General features: G+C 38.4%; 13 protein-coding genes and 2 pseudogenes. All 15 read left to right on the top strand.

Translation table 11 applies throughout. The annotated features are described in order from the left end of the window. Positions 1–6 precede the first annotated feature (6 nt). The 15 genes and pseudogenes from wcaM (at position 7) to FQZ95_RS14750 (ending at position 13,661) form a co-directional block, all read left to right on the top strand. Positions 7–1,401 carry a colanic acid biosynthesis protein WcaM gene (gene wcaM / locus FQZ95_RS14815; protein WP_160530368.1) on the top strand — a complete coding sequence of 465 codons (1,395 nt, stop codon included), beginning with the start codon at positions 7–9 and terminating at the stop codon, positions 1,399–1,401. 174 nt (positions 1,402–1,575) lie between these two features. Next, positions 1,576–2,469: a UTP--glucose-1-phosphate uridylyltransferase GalF gene (gene galF / locus FQZ95_RS14810; protein WP_000183032.1), complete on the top strand. Its 894-nt coding sequence runs from the start codon at positions 1,576–1,578 to the stop codon at positions 2,467–2,469. A gap of 371 nt (positions 2,470–2,840) precedes the next feature. Then, complete coding sequence (gene rfbB / locus FQZ95_RS14805; protein ID WP_000699449.1) at positions 2,841–3,926, top strand: dTDP-glucose 4,6-dehydratase; 1,086 nt, start codon at positions 2,841–2,843, stop codon at positions 3,924–3,926. Continuing rightward, positions 3,926–4,825 carry a dTDP-4-dehydrorhamnose reductase gene (gene rfbD / locus FQZ95_RS14800; RefSeq protein ID WP_001023640.1) on the top strand — a complete coding sequence of 300 codons (900 nt, stop codon included), beginning with the start codon at positions 3,926–3,928 and terminating at the stop codon, positions 4,823–4,825. The genes rfbB and rfbD overlap by 1 nt, the downstream gene beginning before the upstream one ends. A gap of 57 nt (positions 4,826–4,882) precedes the next feature. Further along, complete coding sequence (gene rfbA / locus FQZ95_RS14795) at positions 4,883–5,758, top strand: glucose-1-phosphate thymidylyltransferase RfbA (protein WP_000857537.1); 876 nt, start codon at positions 4,883–4,885, stop codon at positions 5,756–5,758. A 17-nt stretch (positions 5,759–5,775) separates the two neighbouring features. Further along, complete coding sequence (locus FQZ95_RS14790; RefSeq protein WP_001350333.1) at positions 5,776–6,186, top strand: sugar 3,4-ketoisomerase; 411 nt, start codon at positions 5,776–5,778, stop codon at positions 6,184–6,186. Next, positions 6,173–6,397, top strand: a pseudogene (locus FQZ95_RS27020) (acyltransferase); the annotation flags it as partial. The gene FQZ95_RS14790 and the pseudogene FQZ95_RS27020, both read left to right, overlap by 14 nt. Before the next feature lie 60 nt (positions 6,398–6,457). Beyond that, positions 6,458–6,619, top strand: a pseudogene (locus FQZ95_RS27015) (DapH/DapD/GlmU-related protein); the annotation flags it as partial. Between the two features lie 13 nt (positions 6,620–6,632). After that, the gene (locus FQZ95_RS14780; RefSeq protein WP_001033087.1) at positions 6,633–7,739 is read left to right on the top strand and encodes a DegT/DnrJ/EryC1/StrS family aminotransferase; all 1,107 of its coding nucleotides are present in this window, start codon (positions 6,633–6,635) and stop codon (positions 7,737–7,739) included. Further along, the gene (gene wzx, locus FQZ95_RS14775; protein WP_000714158.1) at positions 7,739–9,001 is read left to right on the top strand and encodes an O2/O50 family O-antigen flippase; all 1,263 of its coding nucleotides are present in this window, start codon (positions 7,739–7,741) and stop codon (positions 8,999–9,001) included. The genes FQZ95_RS14780 and wzx overlap by 1 nt, the downstream gene beginning before the upstream one ends. A 15-nt stretch (positions 9,002–9,016) precedes the next feature. Then, a complete protein-coding gene (locus tag FQZ95_RS14770; protein WP_001595943.1) occupies positions 9,017–10,066 on the top strand; it encodes a glycosyltransferase family 4 protein in 1,050 nt (349 codons plus the stop codon). 20 nt (positions 10,067–10,086) lie between these two features. After that, on the top strand, positions 10,087–10,644 hold the full coding sequence (gene rfbC, locus FQZ95_RS14765; protein WP_001028394.1) for a dTDP-4-dehydrorhamnose 3,5-epimerase: 558 nt from the start codon (positions 10,087–10,089) through the stop codon (positions 10,642–10,644). 67 nt (positions 10,645–10,711) lie between these two features. After that, the gene (gene wzy / locus FQZ95_RS14760; RefSeq protein ID WP_001360772.1) at positions 10,712–11,674 is read left to right on the top strand and encodes an O2/O50 family O-antigen polymerase; all 963 of its coding nucleotides are present in this window, start codon (positions 10,712–10,714) and stop codon (positions 11,672–11,674) included. Further along, positions 11,667–12,554, top strand: coding sequence for a glycosyltransferase family 2 protein (locus tag FQZ95_RS14755; RefSeq protein ID WP_000335048.1), 888 nt, complete (start codon positions 11,667–11,669; stop codon positions 12,552–12,554). Before wzy ends, FQZ95_RS14755 begins: the two co-directional genes overlap by 8 nt. 30 nt (positions 12,555–12,584) lie before the next feature. Beyond that, positions 12,585–13,661 carry a DUF1972 domain-containing protein gene (locus FQZ95_RS14750; RefSeq protein ID WP_160530367.1) on the top strand — a complete coding sequence of 359 codons (1,077 nt, stop codon included), beginning with the start codon at positions 12,585–12,587 and terminating at the stop codon, positions 13,659–13,661. The last annotated feature ends 319 nt before the right edge of the window (positions 13,662–13,980 follow it).

The following is a 13,980-nucleotide window of genomic DNA, read 5'->3' as shown; positions in this document are numbered from 1 at the left end:
GAACGTATGCCATTTAAAAAACTCTCCCGACGCACCTTCCTGACGGCAAGCTCCGCGCTTGCCTTCCTCCATACCCCTTTCGCTCGCGCACTTCCCGCCCGACAAAGCGTTAACATTAACGACTACAACCCACACGACTGGATCGCCTCATTTAAACAAGCCTTCGGCGAAGGGCAAACGGTCGTCGTGCCTGCTGGATTCGTTTGTGACAATATCAACACCGGCATCTTCATTCCTCCTGGCAAAACGTTACACATTCTTGGAAGCCTGCGCGGCAGCGGCAGAGGGCGGTTTGTCTTACAGGACGGCAGCCAGGTGACAGGGGAGGAGGGCGGCAGTATGCATAACATCACCCTGGATGTGCGCGGCTCTGACTGCATCATCAAAGGGCTGGCGATGAGCGGCTTTGGCCCGGTAACGCAGATTTATATCGGCGGCAAAAACAAACGGGTCATGCGCAACCTGACCATCGATAACCTGACCGTTAGCCACGCTAATTACGCCATCTTACGGCAGGGATTTCATAACCAGATTATCGGTGCCAATATCACCAATTGTAAGTTCAGCGACTTACAGGGCGACGCCATTGAATGGAACGTGGCAATTAACGACAGTGATATTTTGATCTCCGACCATGTCATCGAGCGTATCAACTGTACCAACGGCAAAATCAACTGGGGCATCGGTATAGGCCTTGCGGGGAGTACTTACGATAACAACTACCCGGAAGACCAGGCAGTGAAAAACTTTGTCGTGGCTAATATCACGGGATCGGATTGTCGGCAGTTGATCCATGTTGAAAATGGTAAACATTTTGTTATTCGTAATATCAAAGCCCGCAATATCACGCCGGATTTCAGTAAGAAAGCAGGCATTGATAACGCGACAGTTGCTATTTACGGTTGTGACAATTTCGTGATTGATAATATTGAAATGATTAATAGCGCCGGGATGTTAATCGGTTATGGGGTAATTAAAGGCAAATATCTCTCAATACCGCAAAATTTCCGAGTGAATAATATTCAACTGGATAATACTCATCTTGCTTATAAATTGCGCGGCATCCAAATCTCCGCCGGGAATGCCGTTTCCTTTGTGGCACTGACTAACATTGCGATGAAGCGTGCGTCATTGGAGCTGCATAACAAGCCGCAACACCTTTTTATGCGTAATATCAATGTGATGCAGGAATCCTCAGTTGGACCCGCATTGAGCATGAACTTCGACATGCGCAAAGACGTTCGCGGCGTCTTTATGGCGAAAAAAGAAACACTACTGTCTCTTGCAAATGTTCATGCGGTGAATGAAATGGGGCAAAGCTCCGTCGATATCGACAGGATTAATCACCATATTGTTAATGTAGAAAAGGTTAACTTTAGATTGCCGGAACGGAGAGAGTAGATTTACGACCATTCCTGGAAAAATGGAGCCATACTTAGGAACAATGCTACTGCAATCCACAACGAAGCGGCGTAACATCACAAGTAATTCAGTAATCAATTCAGGGTAATTGATGCTGGCGAAAAAAATCGAACAAGCTATAATTCAGCAACCATTTTACAGGTGGATGAAATAATGACGAATTTAAAAGCAGTTATTCCTGTAGCGGGTCTAGGGATGCATATGTTGCCTGCCACTAAGGCGATTCCCAAAGAGATGCTACCGATCGTCGACAAGCCAATGATTCAGTACATTGTTGACGAGATTGTGGCTGCAGGGATCAAAGAAATCCTCCTGGTAACTCACGCGTCCAAAAACGCGGTCGAAAACCACTTCGACACCTCTTATGAATTAGAATCTCTCCTTGAACTGCGCGTGAAGCGTCAGCTGCTGGCGGAAGTACAGTCCATCTGTCCGCCGGGCGTGACCATTATGAACGTGCGTCAGGGCGAACCTTTAGGTTTAGGCCACTCCATTTTATGTGCACGACCCGCCATTGGTGACAATCCATTTGTCGTGGTACTGCCAGACGTTGTGATTGACGACGCCAGCGCCGACCCGCTGCGCTACAACCTTGCTGCCATGATTGCGCGCTTCAACGAAACGGGCCGCAGCCAAGTGCTGGCAAAACGTATGCCGGGCGATCTCTCTGAATACTCCGTCATTCAGACCAAAGAACCACTGGATCGTGAAGGTAAAGTCAGCCGCATCGTCGAATTTATCGAAAAACCGGATCAGCCGCAGACGCTGGACTCAGACATCATGGCCGTTGGTCGCTATGTGCTTTCTGCCGATATTTGGCCGGAACTGGAACGTACTCAGCCTGGTGCATGGGGACGTATTCAGCTGACTGATGCTATTGCCGAGCTGGCGAAAAAACAGTCCGTTGATGCCATGCTGATGACTGGGGACAGTTACGACTGCGGTAAAAAAATGGGTTATATGCAGGCATTTGTGAAGTATGGACTACGCAACCTCAAAGAAGGGGCGAAGTTCCGTAAAGGGATTGAGAAGCTGTTAAGCGAATAATGAAAATCTGACCGGATGTAACGGTTGATAAGAAAATTATAACGGCAGTGAAGATTCGTGGCGAAAGTAATTTGTTGCGAATATTCCTGCCGTTGTTTTATATAAACAATCAGAATAACAACGAGTTAGCAATAGGATTTTAGTCAAAGTTTTCCAGGATTTTCCTTGTTTCCAGAGCGGATTGGTAAGACAATTAGCGTTTGAATTTTTCGGGTTTAGCGCGAGTGGGTAACGCTCGTCACATCGTAGGCATGCATGCAGTACTCTGGTAGCTGTAAAGCCAGGGGCGGTAGCGTGCATTAATACCTCTATTAATCAAATCTGGAGCAGTCTATTTCACAGCATGCTCTCTGGCTATATGGAATAAAAAAGTGAAGATACTTGTTACTGGTGGCGCAGGATTTATTGGTTCTGCTGTTGTTCGTCACATAATAAATAATACGCAAGATAGTGTTGTTAATGTCGATAAATTAACCTACGCCGGAAATCTGGAATCGCTCGCTGAAATTTCTGATTCTGAACGTTATTCATTTGAGCATGCAGATATCTGTGATGCCGCAGCGATGGCTCGTATTTTTTCACAACACCAGCCAGATGCGGTAATGCACCTGGCGGCTGAGAGCCACGTTGACCGCTCAATAACTGGTCCGGCGGCATTCATTGAAACTAATATTGTAGGTACTTACGTACTTTTAGAAGCAGCGCGCAATTATTGGTCTGGTCTGGATGATGAAAAGAAAAAAAACTTTCGCTTTCATCATATTTCTACTGATGAAGTGTATGGTGACTTACCCCATCCGGATGAAGTAAATAGCAATGAAACATTGCCGTTATTTACGGAAACGACAGCATACGCGCCAAGTAGTCCATATTCTGCTTCTAAAGCGTCAAGCGATCATTTGGTTCGCGCATGGAAACGTACTTATGGTTTACCGACAATCGTGACTAATTGCTCGAACAACTATGGCCCTTATCATTTCCCGGAAAAGCTTATTCCACTGGTTATTCTTAATGCACTGGAAGGTAAGGCATTACCTATTTATGGCAAAGGAGATCAAATTCGCGACTGGTTGTATGTAGAGGATCATGCTCGTGCGCTATATACCGTAGTTACTGAAGGTAAAGCGGGTGAAACCTATAACATTGGCGGACACAACGAAAAGAAAAACATCGATGTTGTGCTGACTATTTGTGATTTGTTGGATGAGATAGTCCCGAAAGAGAAATCTTATCGTGAGCAAATTACTTATGTTGCTGATCGCCCAGGACACGATCGCCGTTATGCGATTGATGCTGAGAAGATTAGTCGCGAATTGGGTTGGAAACCACAGGAAACGTTTGAGAGCGGGATTCGGAAGACAGTAGAATGGTACCTGTCCAATACAAAATGGGTTGATAATGTGAAAAGTGGCGCCTATCAATCGTGGATTGAACAAAACTATGAGGGACGCCAGTAATGAATATCCTCCTATTCGGCAAAACAGGGCAGGTAGGTTGGGAACTACAGCGTGCTCTGGCACCTCTGGGTAATTTGATTGCTCTTGATGTTCACTCCACTGATTATTGTGGTGATTTTAGTAATCCTGAAGGTGTAGCTGAAACCGTAAGAAGCATTCGGCCTGATATTATTGTCAACGCAGCCGCTCACACCGCAGTTGACAAAGCAGAATCAGAACCGGAGTTTGCACAATTACTTAACGCGACAAGTGTCGAAGCGATTGCGAAAGCAGCCAATGAAGTCGGCTCCTGGGTTATTCACTACTCTACTGACTACGTATTTCCGGGAACCGGTGAAATACCATGGCAGGAGGCGGATGCAACCGCACCGCTAAATGTTTACGGTGAAACCAAGTTAGCCGGAGAAAAAGCATTACAAGAGCATTGTGTGAAGCACCTTATTTTCCGGACCAGCTGGGTCTATGCAGGTAAAGGAAATAACTTCGCCAAAACGATGTTACGTCTGGCAAAAGAGCGTGAAGAATTGGCCGTTATTAACGATCAGTTTGGTGCGCCAACAGGTGCTGAGCTGCTGGCTGATTGTACAGCACATGCCATTCGTGTCGCACTGAATAAACCAGAAGTCGCAGGCTTGTACCATTTGGTAGCCAGTGGTACCACAACCTGGCACGATTATGCTGCGCTGGTTTTTGAAGAGGCGCGCAAAGCAGGCATTCCCCTCGCACTCAACAAACTCAATGCGGTACCAACAACAGCCTATCCTACACCAGCTCGTCGTCCACATAACTCTCGCCTTAATACAGAAAAATTTCAGCAGAACTTTGCGCTTGTCTTGCCTGACTGGCAGGTTGGCGTGAAACGCATGCTCAACGAATTATTTACGACTACAGCAATTTAATAGTTTTTGCATCTTGTTCGTGATGGTGGAACAAGATGAATTAAAAGGAATGATGAAATGAAAACGCGTAAAGGTATTATTTTAGCAGGTGGTTCTGGTACTCGTCTTTATCCTGTGACTATGGCAGTCAGTAAACAGCTGTTACCTATTTATGATAAACCGATGATCTATTACCCGCTCTCTACACTGATGTTGGCGGGTATTCGCGATATTCTAATTATAAGTACGCCACAGGATACTCCTCGTTTTCAACAACTGCTGGGTGACGGGAGTCAGTGGGGCCTTAATCTTCAGTACAAAGTGCAACCGAGCCCAGATGGTCTTGCGCAGGCATTTATCATCGGTAAAGAGTTTATCGGTAGTGATGATTGTGCTCTGGTTCTCGGTGATAATATCTTCTACGGTCACGATCTGCCGAAGTTAATGGATGCCGCTGTTAACAAAGAAAGTGGTGCAACGGTATTTGCCTATCACGTTAATGATCCTGAACGCTATGGTGTCGTTGAGTTTGACAAAAACGGTACGGCAATTAGCCTGGAAGAAAAACCGCTACAGCCAAAAAGTAATTATGCGGTAACTGGGCTTTATTTCTATGATAACGACGTTGTAGAAATGGCAAAAAATCTTAAGCCATCTGCCCGAGGTGAACTGGAAATTACCGATATTAATCGTATCTATATGGAACAGGGGCGTTTGTCTGTCGCTATGATGGGGCGTGGTTATGCATGGCTGGATACAGGGACGCATCAAAGCCTTATTGAAGCAAGTAACTTCATTGCCACCATTGAAGAGCGTCAGGGATTAAAAGTATCTTGCCCGGAAGAGATTGCTTATCGTAAAGGGTTTATTGATGCTGAGCAGGTAAAAGTATTAGCCGAACCGCTTATCAAGAATCAATATGGTCAATATTTGCTGAAAATGATCAGCGAATAGTATGTGGGAACTCAATGATGGATATTAAATTAATCTCTTTGCAAAAACATGGGGATGAGCGTGGTGCATTAATTGCTCTTGAAGAGCAACGAAATATACCTTTCGAAGTCAAAAGAATATATTACATACTCGAGACTCTTAAGGGAGTAAGACGCGGATTTCATGCGCACAAGGTTACTCGTCAGTTAGCTATTGTAGTCAAGGGAGCTTGTAAATTTCATCTGGATAATGGTAAAGAAACAAAGCAGGTGGAACTTAATGATCCAACAATTGCGTTGCTGATAGAACCCTATATATGGCATGAAATGTATGATTTTAGTGATGATTGTGTGCTGCTTGTAATTGCGGATGATTTCTATAAAGAGTCTGATTATATACGCAATTATGATGATTTTATTAGAAGAGTAAATTCAATTGAGAATTCATAAGCTAAGTGACGTCCAGACAACATCAATTGGTGATGGAACAACTATCTGGCAGTTTGTTGTAATACTAAAAGGTGCTGTAATTGGTAATAATTGCAACATCTGTGCAAATACCTTGATTGAAAATAACGTTGTAATTGGTAACAATGTCACAGTCAAAAGCGGTGTGTATATTTGGGATGGCGTTAAAATAGAGGATAATGTTTTTATTGGTCCTTGTGTAGCATTTACAAATGATAAGTATCCTCGCTCTAAAGTCTATCCTGATGAATTTTTGCACACAATAATACGCAAAGGAGCATCAATAGGTGCTAATGCAACCATCCTGCCAGGAATTGAAATTGGTGAAAAAGCAATCGTTGGTGCGGGGAGTGTCGTAACCAAAAATGTACCGCCATGCGCAATAGTAGTAGGTAATCCAGCTCGATTTATTAAATGGGTAGAGGATAATGAATAAAATTGATTTTTTAGATCTTTTTGCAATTAACCAGCGACAGCACAAAGAATTAGTCTCTGCGTTTAGTAGGGTGCTAGATTCTGGTTGGTATATCATGGGCGAAGAACTTGAGCAGTTCGAGAAAGAGTTCGCAGAATACTGTGGAGTTAAGTATTGCATTGGTGTAGCAAATGGCCTTGATGCGTTGATACTAGTATTGAGGGCATGGAAAGAACTCGGCTATCTAGAAGACGGTGACGAGGTATTAGTACCGGCAAATACATATATTGCTTCTATTCTTGCTATAACAGAGAACAAACTTGTTCCTGTTCTTGTTGAACCAGATATAGAAACTTATAATATTAATCCTGCTTTAATTGAAAATTACATTACGGAAAAAACTAAAGCAATATTACCGGTTCACTTATATGGTCTATTGTGCAATATGCCAGAAATTAGTGCAATCGCAAGAAAATATAATCTGTTGATTCTTGAAGATTGTGCACAAGCACATGGTGCAATACGTGATGGTCGCAAAGCTGGAGCTTGGGGGGATGCTGCAGGATTTAGTTTTTATCCAGGAAAAAACCTTGGAGCTTTGGGGGATGCGGGAGCTGTTACTACAAATAATGCAGAATTATCCTCAACTATAAAAGCTTTGCGAAATTATGGGTCACATAAGAAATATGAAAATATTTATCAGGGATTGAATAGTCGATTGGATGAACTGCAAGCAGCCTTATTGCGTGTAAAAATCCATACATTACCGGAAGATACTGCGATTCGGCAAAGGATTGCTGAAAAATATATTCGTGAAATAAAAAACCCTGCGATTACGTTACCAGTGTACGAAGGCCAAGGTGCGCACGTTTGGCATTTATTTGTAGTAAGAATCGCTAATCGTGAAAAATTCCAGTCATACTTATCAGAGAAGGGTATCCAAACCTTAATTCACTATCCATTACCACCCCATAAGCAGCAAGCATATCAAAATATGTCTAGTCTTAGCCTTCCAATTACTGAGCAAATTCATGATGAAGTCATTTCTTTACCTATAAGTCCGGTAATGAGTGAAGATGATGTCAATTATGTAATCAAAGTGGTCAATGATTACAAGTAATGAAAAAATTTCTTCAGGTAACTATATTATCCGCTATCTATACATTCATTAAAATGATTGCGGGTTTTATCATCGGTAAGGTAGTAGCAATTTATACAGGGCCATCAGGGGTAGCAATGCTTGGCCAAGTGCAAAGTTTAATCACAATAGTTGCAGGTACTACTTCTGCACCTGTAAGCACTGGTCTTGTTCGATATACTGCGGAAAATTGGCAAGAAGGACAGGAAGCATGCGCGCCATGGTGGCGCGCATGCTTAAGGGTTACTCTGTTTTTATTCTTGCTTATTATTCCCGTTGTTATTTTATTGTCGAAAAATATTAGCGAGTTACTTTTTAGCGATGGACAATACACATGGTTAATCATTTTCGCATGTTGTATATTGCCATTCTCCATTTTAAATACATTGATCGCTTCAGTTTTAAATGGTCAACAATTCTATAAGCAATATATATTGGTTGGGATGTTTTCTGTATTCATTTCTACTATGTTTATGATTTTGTTGATTGTAGCTTATAATCTTAAAGGTGCATTGATTGCCACGGCTATAAATAGTGCTATTGCTGGTCTTGTATTAGTTTTATTTTGTCTCAATAAATCTTGGTTTAGATTTAAATATTGGTGGGGTAAAACGGATAAAGACAAAATTATAAAAATTATTCATTATACTCTGATGGCTTTGGTTTCTGTTATCTCCATGCCTACAGCATTGATGTGTATTAGAAAAATATTGATTGCTAAAACTGGTTGGGAGGATGCAGGGCAATGGCAGGCCGTATGGAAGATATCTGAGGTCTATCTTGGTGTTGTGACAATTGCTTTGTCAACATATTTCTTACCAAGATTGACAATTATAAAAACAAGTTTCCTTATAAAAAAAGAGGTAAATAGTACTATATTATACATAGTATCTATTACTTCATTCATGGCGTTGAGTATCTATTTATTCCGCGATTTGGTAATAACAGTTTTATTTACTGAACAGTTTCGCTCAGCTCGTGAATTATTTTTGTTACAACTCGTAGGGGATGTAATAAAAATTGCTGGTTTTCTTTATGCATACCCTCTTCAAAGTCAGGGGCATACTAAACTATTCATCAGTTCAGAAGTGATTTTTTCTATGCTCTTTATCGTTACCACCTATATTTTTGTTGTAAATTATGGAGTACATGGTGCTAACATAAGTTATGTCATTACATATAGTTTATATTTTGTGTTTGCATTTGTGTTTACTAATTTTATTAATGTCAGAAGAATTAATTAAAAACAGAGGTTGAAATTGAAAATAATTATACCTGTCTTAGGATTTGGCAGGGCTGGTGGTGAAAGAGTTCTTTCTAAGCTGGCAACTGAATTGATGAATTATGGACATGATGTAAGTTTTGTTGTTCCAGATAATAGAACTAATCCATATTATGCTACCACAGCAAAAATCGTCACGAGTAAATCTAGTCAAAACCGTGTAAAAATATTGAGAATCATTAAAAATTACTATAATCTGTGGCGTAAATGCATAGAATTAAATCCTGATGCTGTAGTTGCTAGTTTTCATTTGACTGCCTATCTTGTCGCATTATTACCAATCACCCGTCGTAAGAAATATTATTATATTCAGGCGTATGAAGTTAATTTTTTTGATAATATAATATGGAAATTAATAGCGGGTTTAACATATTATTTACCGCTTAAAAAAATACTAAATAGTCCTAATTTGCTTCCTCATAAACATGATGATTTTATAGGAGTAGTTCCTGCAGGAGTAGATTTAAACGTTTTCTATCCGAAACCATCAAATAGGTTATTAAATGGTCACACATCAATAGGGATTATTGGTAGAAAAGAGAAGCACAAAGGAACTAGCGAAATTATTTCAGTATTGTGTTCACTGGAAAATAAAGTTGGAATTATAATTAATATTGCGATCTATCTTGAAGAAGTTGATAAGGAGCGTTTAATTGCTGCCGGGTTTCAGGTTAATTTTTTTCCGATTACTTCTGATTTAGAATTGGCATCTTTTTATCGAAGCAATGACATCATGATTGCAGCTGGGTTAATTGAAGATGGCGCTTTCCATTATCCTTGTGCTGAATCAATGGCTTGTGGTTGTCTTGTTATTTCAAATTATGCGCCACTTACTGAAACTAACAGTGTACTTAAATTAGTCAAGTTTGATGCTTGCAAACTTGGTGAAGCAATTAATCTTTGTCTCAATCTTGACCTAGAAGAAAAAAGCAAAGAAATCCAATCTAATATTTCTGTGTTGAATAAATATGACTGGAAAATTGTTGGTGAAACTTTCAATAGTTTATTGTTAGATGCAAATAAATAGTATACGTTGATGGGGAAAATATGAATATTGTTAAAACTGATATTCCAGATCTGATCGTTCTTGAACCAAAAGTGTTTAGTGATGAACGCGGCTTTTTTATGGAGAGTTATAATCAGATTGAATTTGAGAAGACAATAGGAAGGCACGTAAATTTTGTTCAGGATAATCATTCAAAATCTAGTAAAGGCGTACTACGTGGGTTACATTATCAATTAGCACCGTATGCACAGGCTAAATTAGTTCGATGTGTTGTAGGTCAGGTATTTGATGTTGCTGTTGATCTTAGAAAAAATTCACCAACGTTCAAAAAATGGTTTGGAATAACCCTTTCCGCAGAAAATAAACGACAATTATGGATACCTGAAGGATTTGCTCATGGTTTCTTGGTGACCAGTGATGAAGCTGAGTTCATTTATAAAACAACGAACTACTATGCTCCTGGTCATCAGCAAGCAATTATTTACAATGATCCTATTTTAAACATCGATTGGCCTTTCTGCAGTAGTGCTCTGTCATTATCGCAAAAAGATCAAGAAGCAAAATTATTTTCAGAATTATTGGACAGTGAACTGTTCTAATAAAGTGTGCCACCTTATCCGTCTGAAGGATAGGTGGTTGCTTATATTTTTTGAGTATGTTTGTATAATGACAGAAAATAGTCCGAAATATAAACACGATAAAAGCTTAATAAGTTTTATCTACTTATTTTTTATATTTACACTTATTGTAGGCTTCATTATCGCAAATACCCAGTTTTTGGGGCGAAGTAGAGACTATGATAATTATATACAGATCTTTTCTGGTGAAGAAGGGGAGGGGGTTCTTGAATTATTTTATCGCGGATTGATGTTAATAACGACCAGCTATGAAACTATCATTTTTATAATTTTAACATGTTCTTTTTTTATAAAGGCAAGGTTTCTTGCTAACTATTCGCGTAATTTTTCAGGCTTGACCTTATTCTTTGTTTATTATGCAAGCGTTGCACTTTGGGTTTTAGATTATACTCAATTCAGAAATGGTCTATGTATTTCCATTTTAATGTTTTCCGTATACTATTTATTTATAAATAAACCGACTTATTTTTATTTCTCGCTATTATGTGCAATTGCAACTCATTGGTCTGCTTTGCCTTTTTTGCTTTTATATCCTTTTGTCTATTCAAAAAAAATAAGACACCTTGGTTATTTTTGTTTCAGTATTCTTGTTTTGATTGCGATCTCAGGAGAAGGAAAAGAGATCATTTCTTTTATAAGAAATTTTGGAGTGGGACAAAAAATAGGAAACGAAGCTGGTGTAAATTTAATAAATTCATTATCCCTTACCGCTATTTTCTGGTTTGTTATTAGTTACATATCAAGCATTGGAAATGAAAGGAGAAATTTAAGACTTTTCTTTTGTTATGGTGTCATGCAATACGTGACTTTTAGCCTTTTCTCTCTACCTGTTATGGCTTTCCGTATTTTGGAAATGTATTTTTTCCTTATGTTAACCATTGGGGTGTTTATTAAGCAAAAAAAGAATTATTATTTTGTTTTTTGCAAAGTGTTAATTTTATTGTATCTAACATACTATTATCATATGGTTTTTGGAGTGATTAATGTGTAAGGCTAAGGTGTTGGCTATAATTGTTACTTACAACCCGGAAATTATTCGTTTGACGGAATGTATTAACTCTTTAGCCCCACAAGTTGAGAGAATAATTCTTGTAGATAATGGCTCAAATAATAGTCATTTGATAAAAAATATCATTATTAATAACCTTGAAATTATTTTGCTTTCGGAAAACAAAGGCATTGCATTTGCTCAGAACCATGGTGTTAAGAAGGGTCTGGAAGCAAAAGAGTTTGACTATTTATTTTTCTCAGATCAGGATACTTGCTTTCCTAGCGATGTTATTGAAAAACTTAAGAGTACATTTACGAAAAATAATAAAAAAGGTAAAAATGTTGCTTGTGCTTCTCCTTTTTTTAAAGACCATCGTTCAAATTATATGCATCCGTCAGTCAGCCTAAATATTTTTACGAGTACAAAAGTTATATGTAGTGAAGTAGACGATGATCTTTATCCCTCGCATGTTATTGCTTCTGGGATGTTAATGTCTCGCGAGGCATGGCGCGTCGTCGGACCATTTTGTGAAAAACTCTTTATAGACTGGGTTGATACAGAATGGTGTTGGCGTGCATTAGCTAATAGTATGATTATTGTTCAGACACCATCAGTCATCATTTCTCATGAACTTGGGTATGGGCAGAAAATTTTTGCTGGTCGATCTGTTACAATACATAATTCTTTCAGAAATTTTTATAAAATACGTAATGCAATATACTTAATGCTGCATTCAAATTATAGCTTCAAGTATCGTTATCATGCTTTTTTTCATGCGACAAAGAATATTGTATTTGAAATTTTATATTCGAAAGAAAAATTAAATTCACTGAAGGTTTGTTTTAAAGCTGTACGTGATGGTATGTTCAATAATTTTTAATGCAAAAATAGTTAGGCTCAAGGTGTTTAAATGGAAGAAAATAATATGAAGACGGTCGCTGTAGTTGGCACAGTGGGTGTTCCTGCTTGTTATGGTGGGTTTGAATCACTTGTTCAGAATCTAATTGATTATCAATCTGATGGTATACAATATCAGATATTTTGCTCTTCAAAAAAATATAATAAAAAATTAAAAAATTATAAAAATGCAGAATTAATCTATTTGCCGATAAATGCCAATGGCGTCTCTAGCATAATTTATGACATTATGTGTTTAATTATTTGTTTATTCAAAAGGCCAGATGTTGTTTTAATATTGGGGGTATCTGGTTGTTTATTTCTACCAATTTATAAACTATTTTCAAAATCAAAGATCATTGTCAACATCGATGGGCTTGAATGGCGTAGAAATAAATGGGGAACGTTTGCTAAGAAATTTCTCAAAATATCTGAGGCGATATCTATTAGAATAGCTGATATTATCATTTCAGATAATCAAGCAATAGCTGATTATGTGGAAAATAAGTACAATAAAAAAAGTGTAGTTATAGCTTATGGGGGAGATCATGCTACTAATCTTAGTACACCGATAGACGATGATCAAAAAAAAGATGGTTATTATTTGGGGCTTTGTAGGATAGAGCCTGAGAATAATATAGAAATGATTTTGAATGCCTTCATTAATACAGATAAAAAAATTAAATTTATGGGTAATTGGGATAATAGCGAGTATGGGCGCCAGCTAAAAAAATATTATTCAAACTATCCAAATATCACACTACTAGAACCTAACTATAATATCGAAGAACTTTATAAACTAAGAAAAAATTGCCTTGCATACATTCATGGACACTCGGCTGGTGGAACAAACCCTTCTTTAGTTGAAGCGATGCATTTTAATATTCCTATTTTTGCTTTCGATTGTGACTTTAATCGTTACACAACTAATAATTTAGCTCATTACTTTAATGATTCTGAACAACTGACCTCATTAGCAGACAGTTTGTCTTTTGGAAATCTTAAATGTCAAGTATTAGATTTAAAAAATTATGCTGAAGATATGTATAACTGGAGGCATATAGCTGCTATGTATGAATCTATTTATTAAACGCATTAACAATAATATAATTGACCTTATATAGCTATCAGAGTAAAAATGTAACGCTGATTTTTTTTGTTAAATGATGCGCATTATATATTTAATGATTAAAATACTCTTGATCAAATAAAACTATTTAATTAATAATGTAAAATTTCATTATGCTATTTAAGATGTGAAAAATAACTTAAATAAATGATGGGATATATTTATATTATCCCGGTTATAGACAAGCCCAGGGAAAGATCATCGTGTGCCGTAGGCACAAAGATGCAAAACGGGACGTTTTGCATGTAATAAGCATAAGCTTGTGAAGAGATGGTGGCAG

The sequence above is a fragment of the Escherichia sp. HH41S genome, from assembly GCF_009820115.1.
GTDB classification, from domain to species: domain Bacteria; phylum Pseudomonadota; class Gammaproteobacteria; order Enterobacterales; family Enterobacteriaceae; genus Escherichia; species Escherichia coli_F.
Note: the sequence above shows the minus strand (reverse complement) of the source record. Positions and strands in the feature narration are given on the sequence as shown.

Bases quoted from the DNA above. Each gene is read 5' to 3' on its own strand.
- rfbA (WP_000857537.1), top strand. From the start codon at position 4,883: ATGAAAACGCGTAAAGGTATTATTTTAGCAGGTGGTTCTGGTACTCGT.
- FQZ95_RS14755 (WP_000335048.1), top strand. From the start codon at position 11,667: ATGTGTAAGGCTAAGGTGTTGGCTATAATTGTTACTTACAACCCGGAA.
- wzx (WP_000714158.1), top strand. From the start codon at position 7,739: ATGAAAAAATTTCTTCAGGTAACTATATTATCCGCTATCTATACATTC.
- wcaM (WP_160530368.1), top strand. From the start codon at position 7: ATGCCATTTAAAAAACTCTCCCGACGCACCTTCCTGACGGCAAGCTCC.
- rfbC (WP_001028394.1), top strand. From the start codon at position 10,087: ATGAATATTGTTAAAACTGATATTCCAGATCTGATCGTTCTTGAACCA.
- wzy (WP_001360772.1), top strand. From the start codon at position 10,712: ATGACAGAAAATAGTCCGAAATATAAACACGATAAAAGCTTAATAAGT.
- FQZ95_RS14750 (WP_160530367.1), top strand. From the start codon at position 12,585: ATGGAAGAAAATAATATGAAGACGGTCGCTGTAGTTGGCACAGTGGGT.
- FQZ95_RS14780 (WP_001033087.1), top strand. From the start codon at position 6,633: ATGAATAAAATTGATTTTTTAGATCTTTTTGCAATTAACCAGCGACAG.
- rfbD (WP_001023640.1), top strand. From the start codon at position 3,926: ATGAATATCCTCCTATTCGGCAAAACAGGGCAGGTAGGTTGGGAACTA.
- galF (WP_000183032.1), top strand. From the start codon at position 1,576: ATGACGAATTTAAAAGCAGTTATTCCTGTAGCGGGTCTAGGGATGCAT.
- FQZ95_RS14790 (WP_001350333.1), top strand. From the start codon at position 5,776: ATGGATATTAAATTAATCTCTTTGCAAAAACATGGGGATGAGCGTGGT.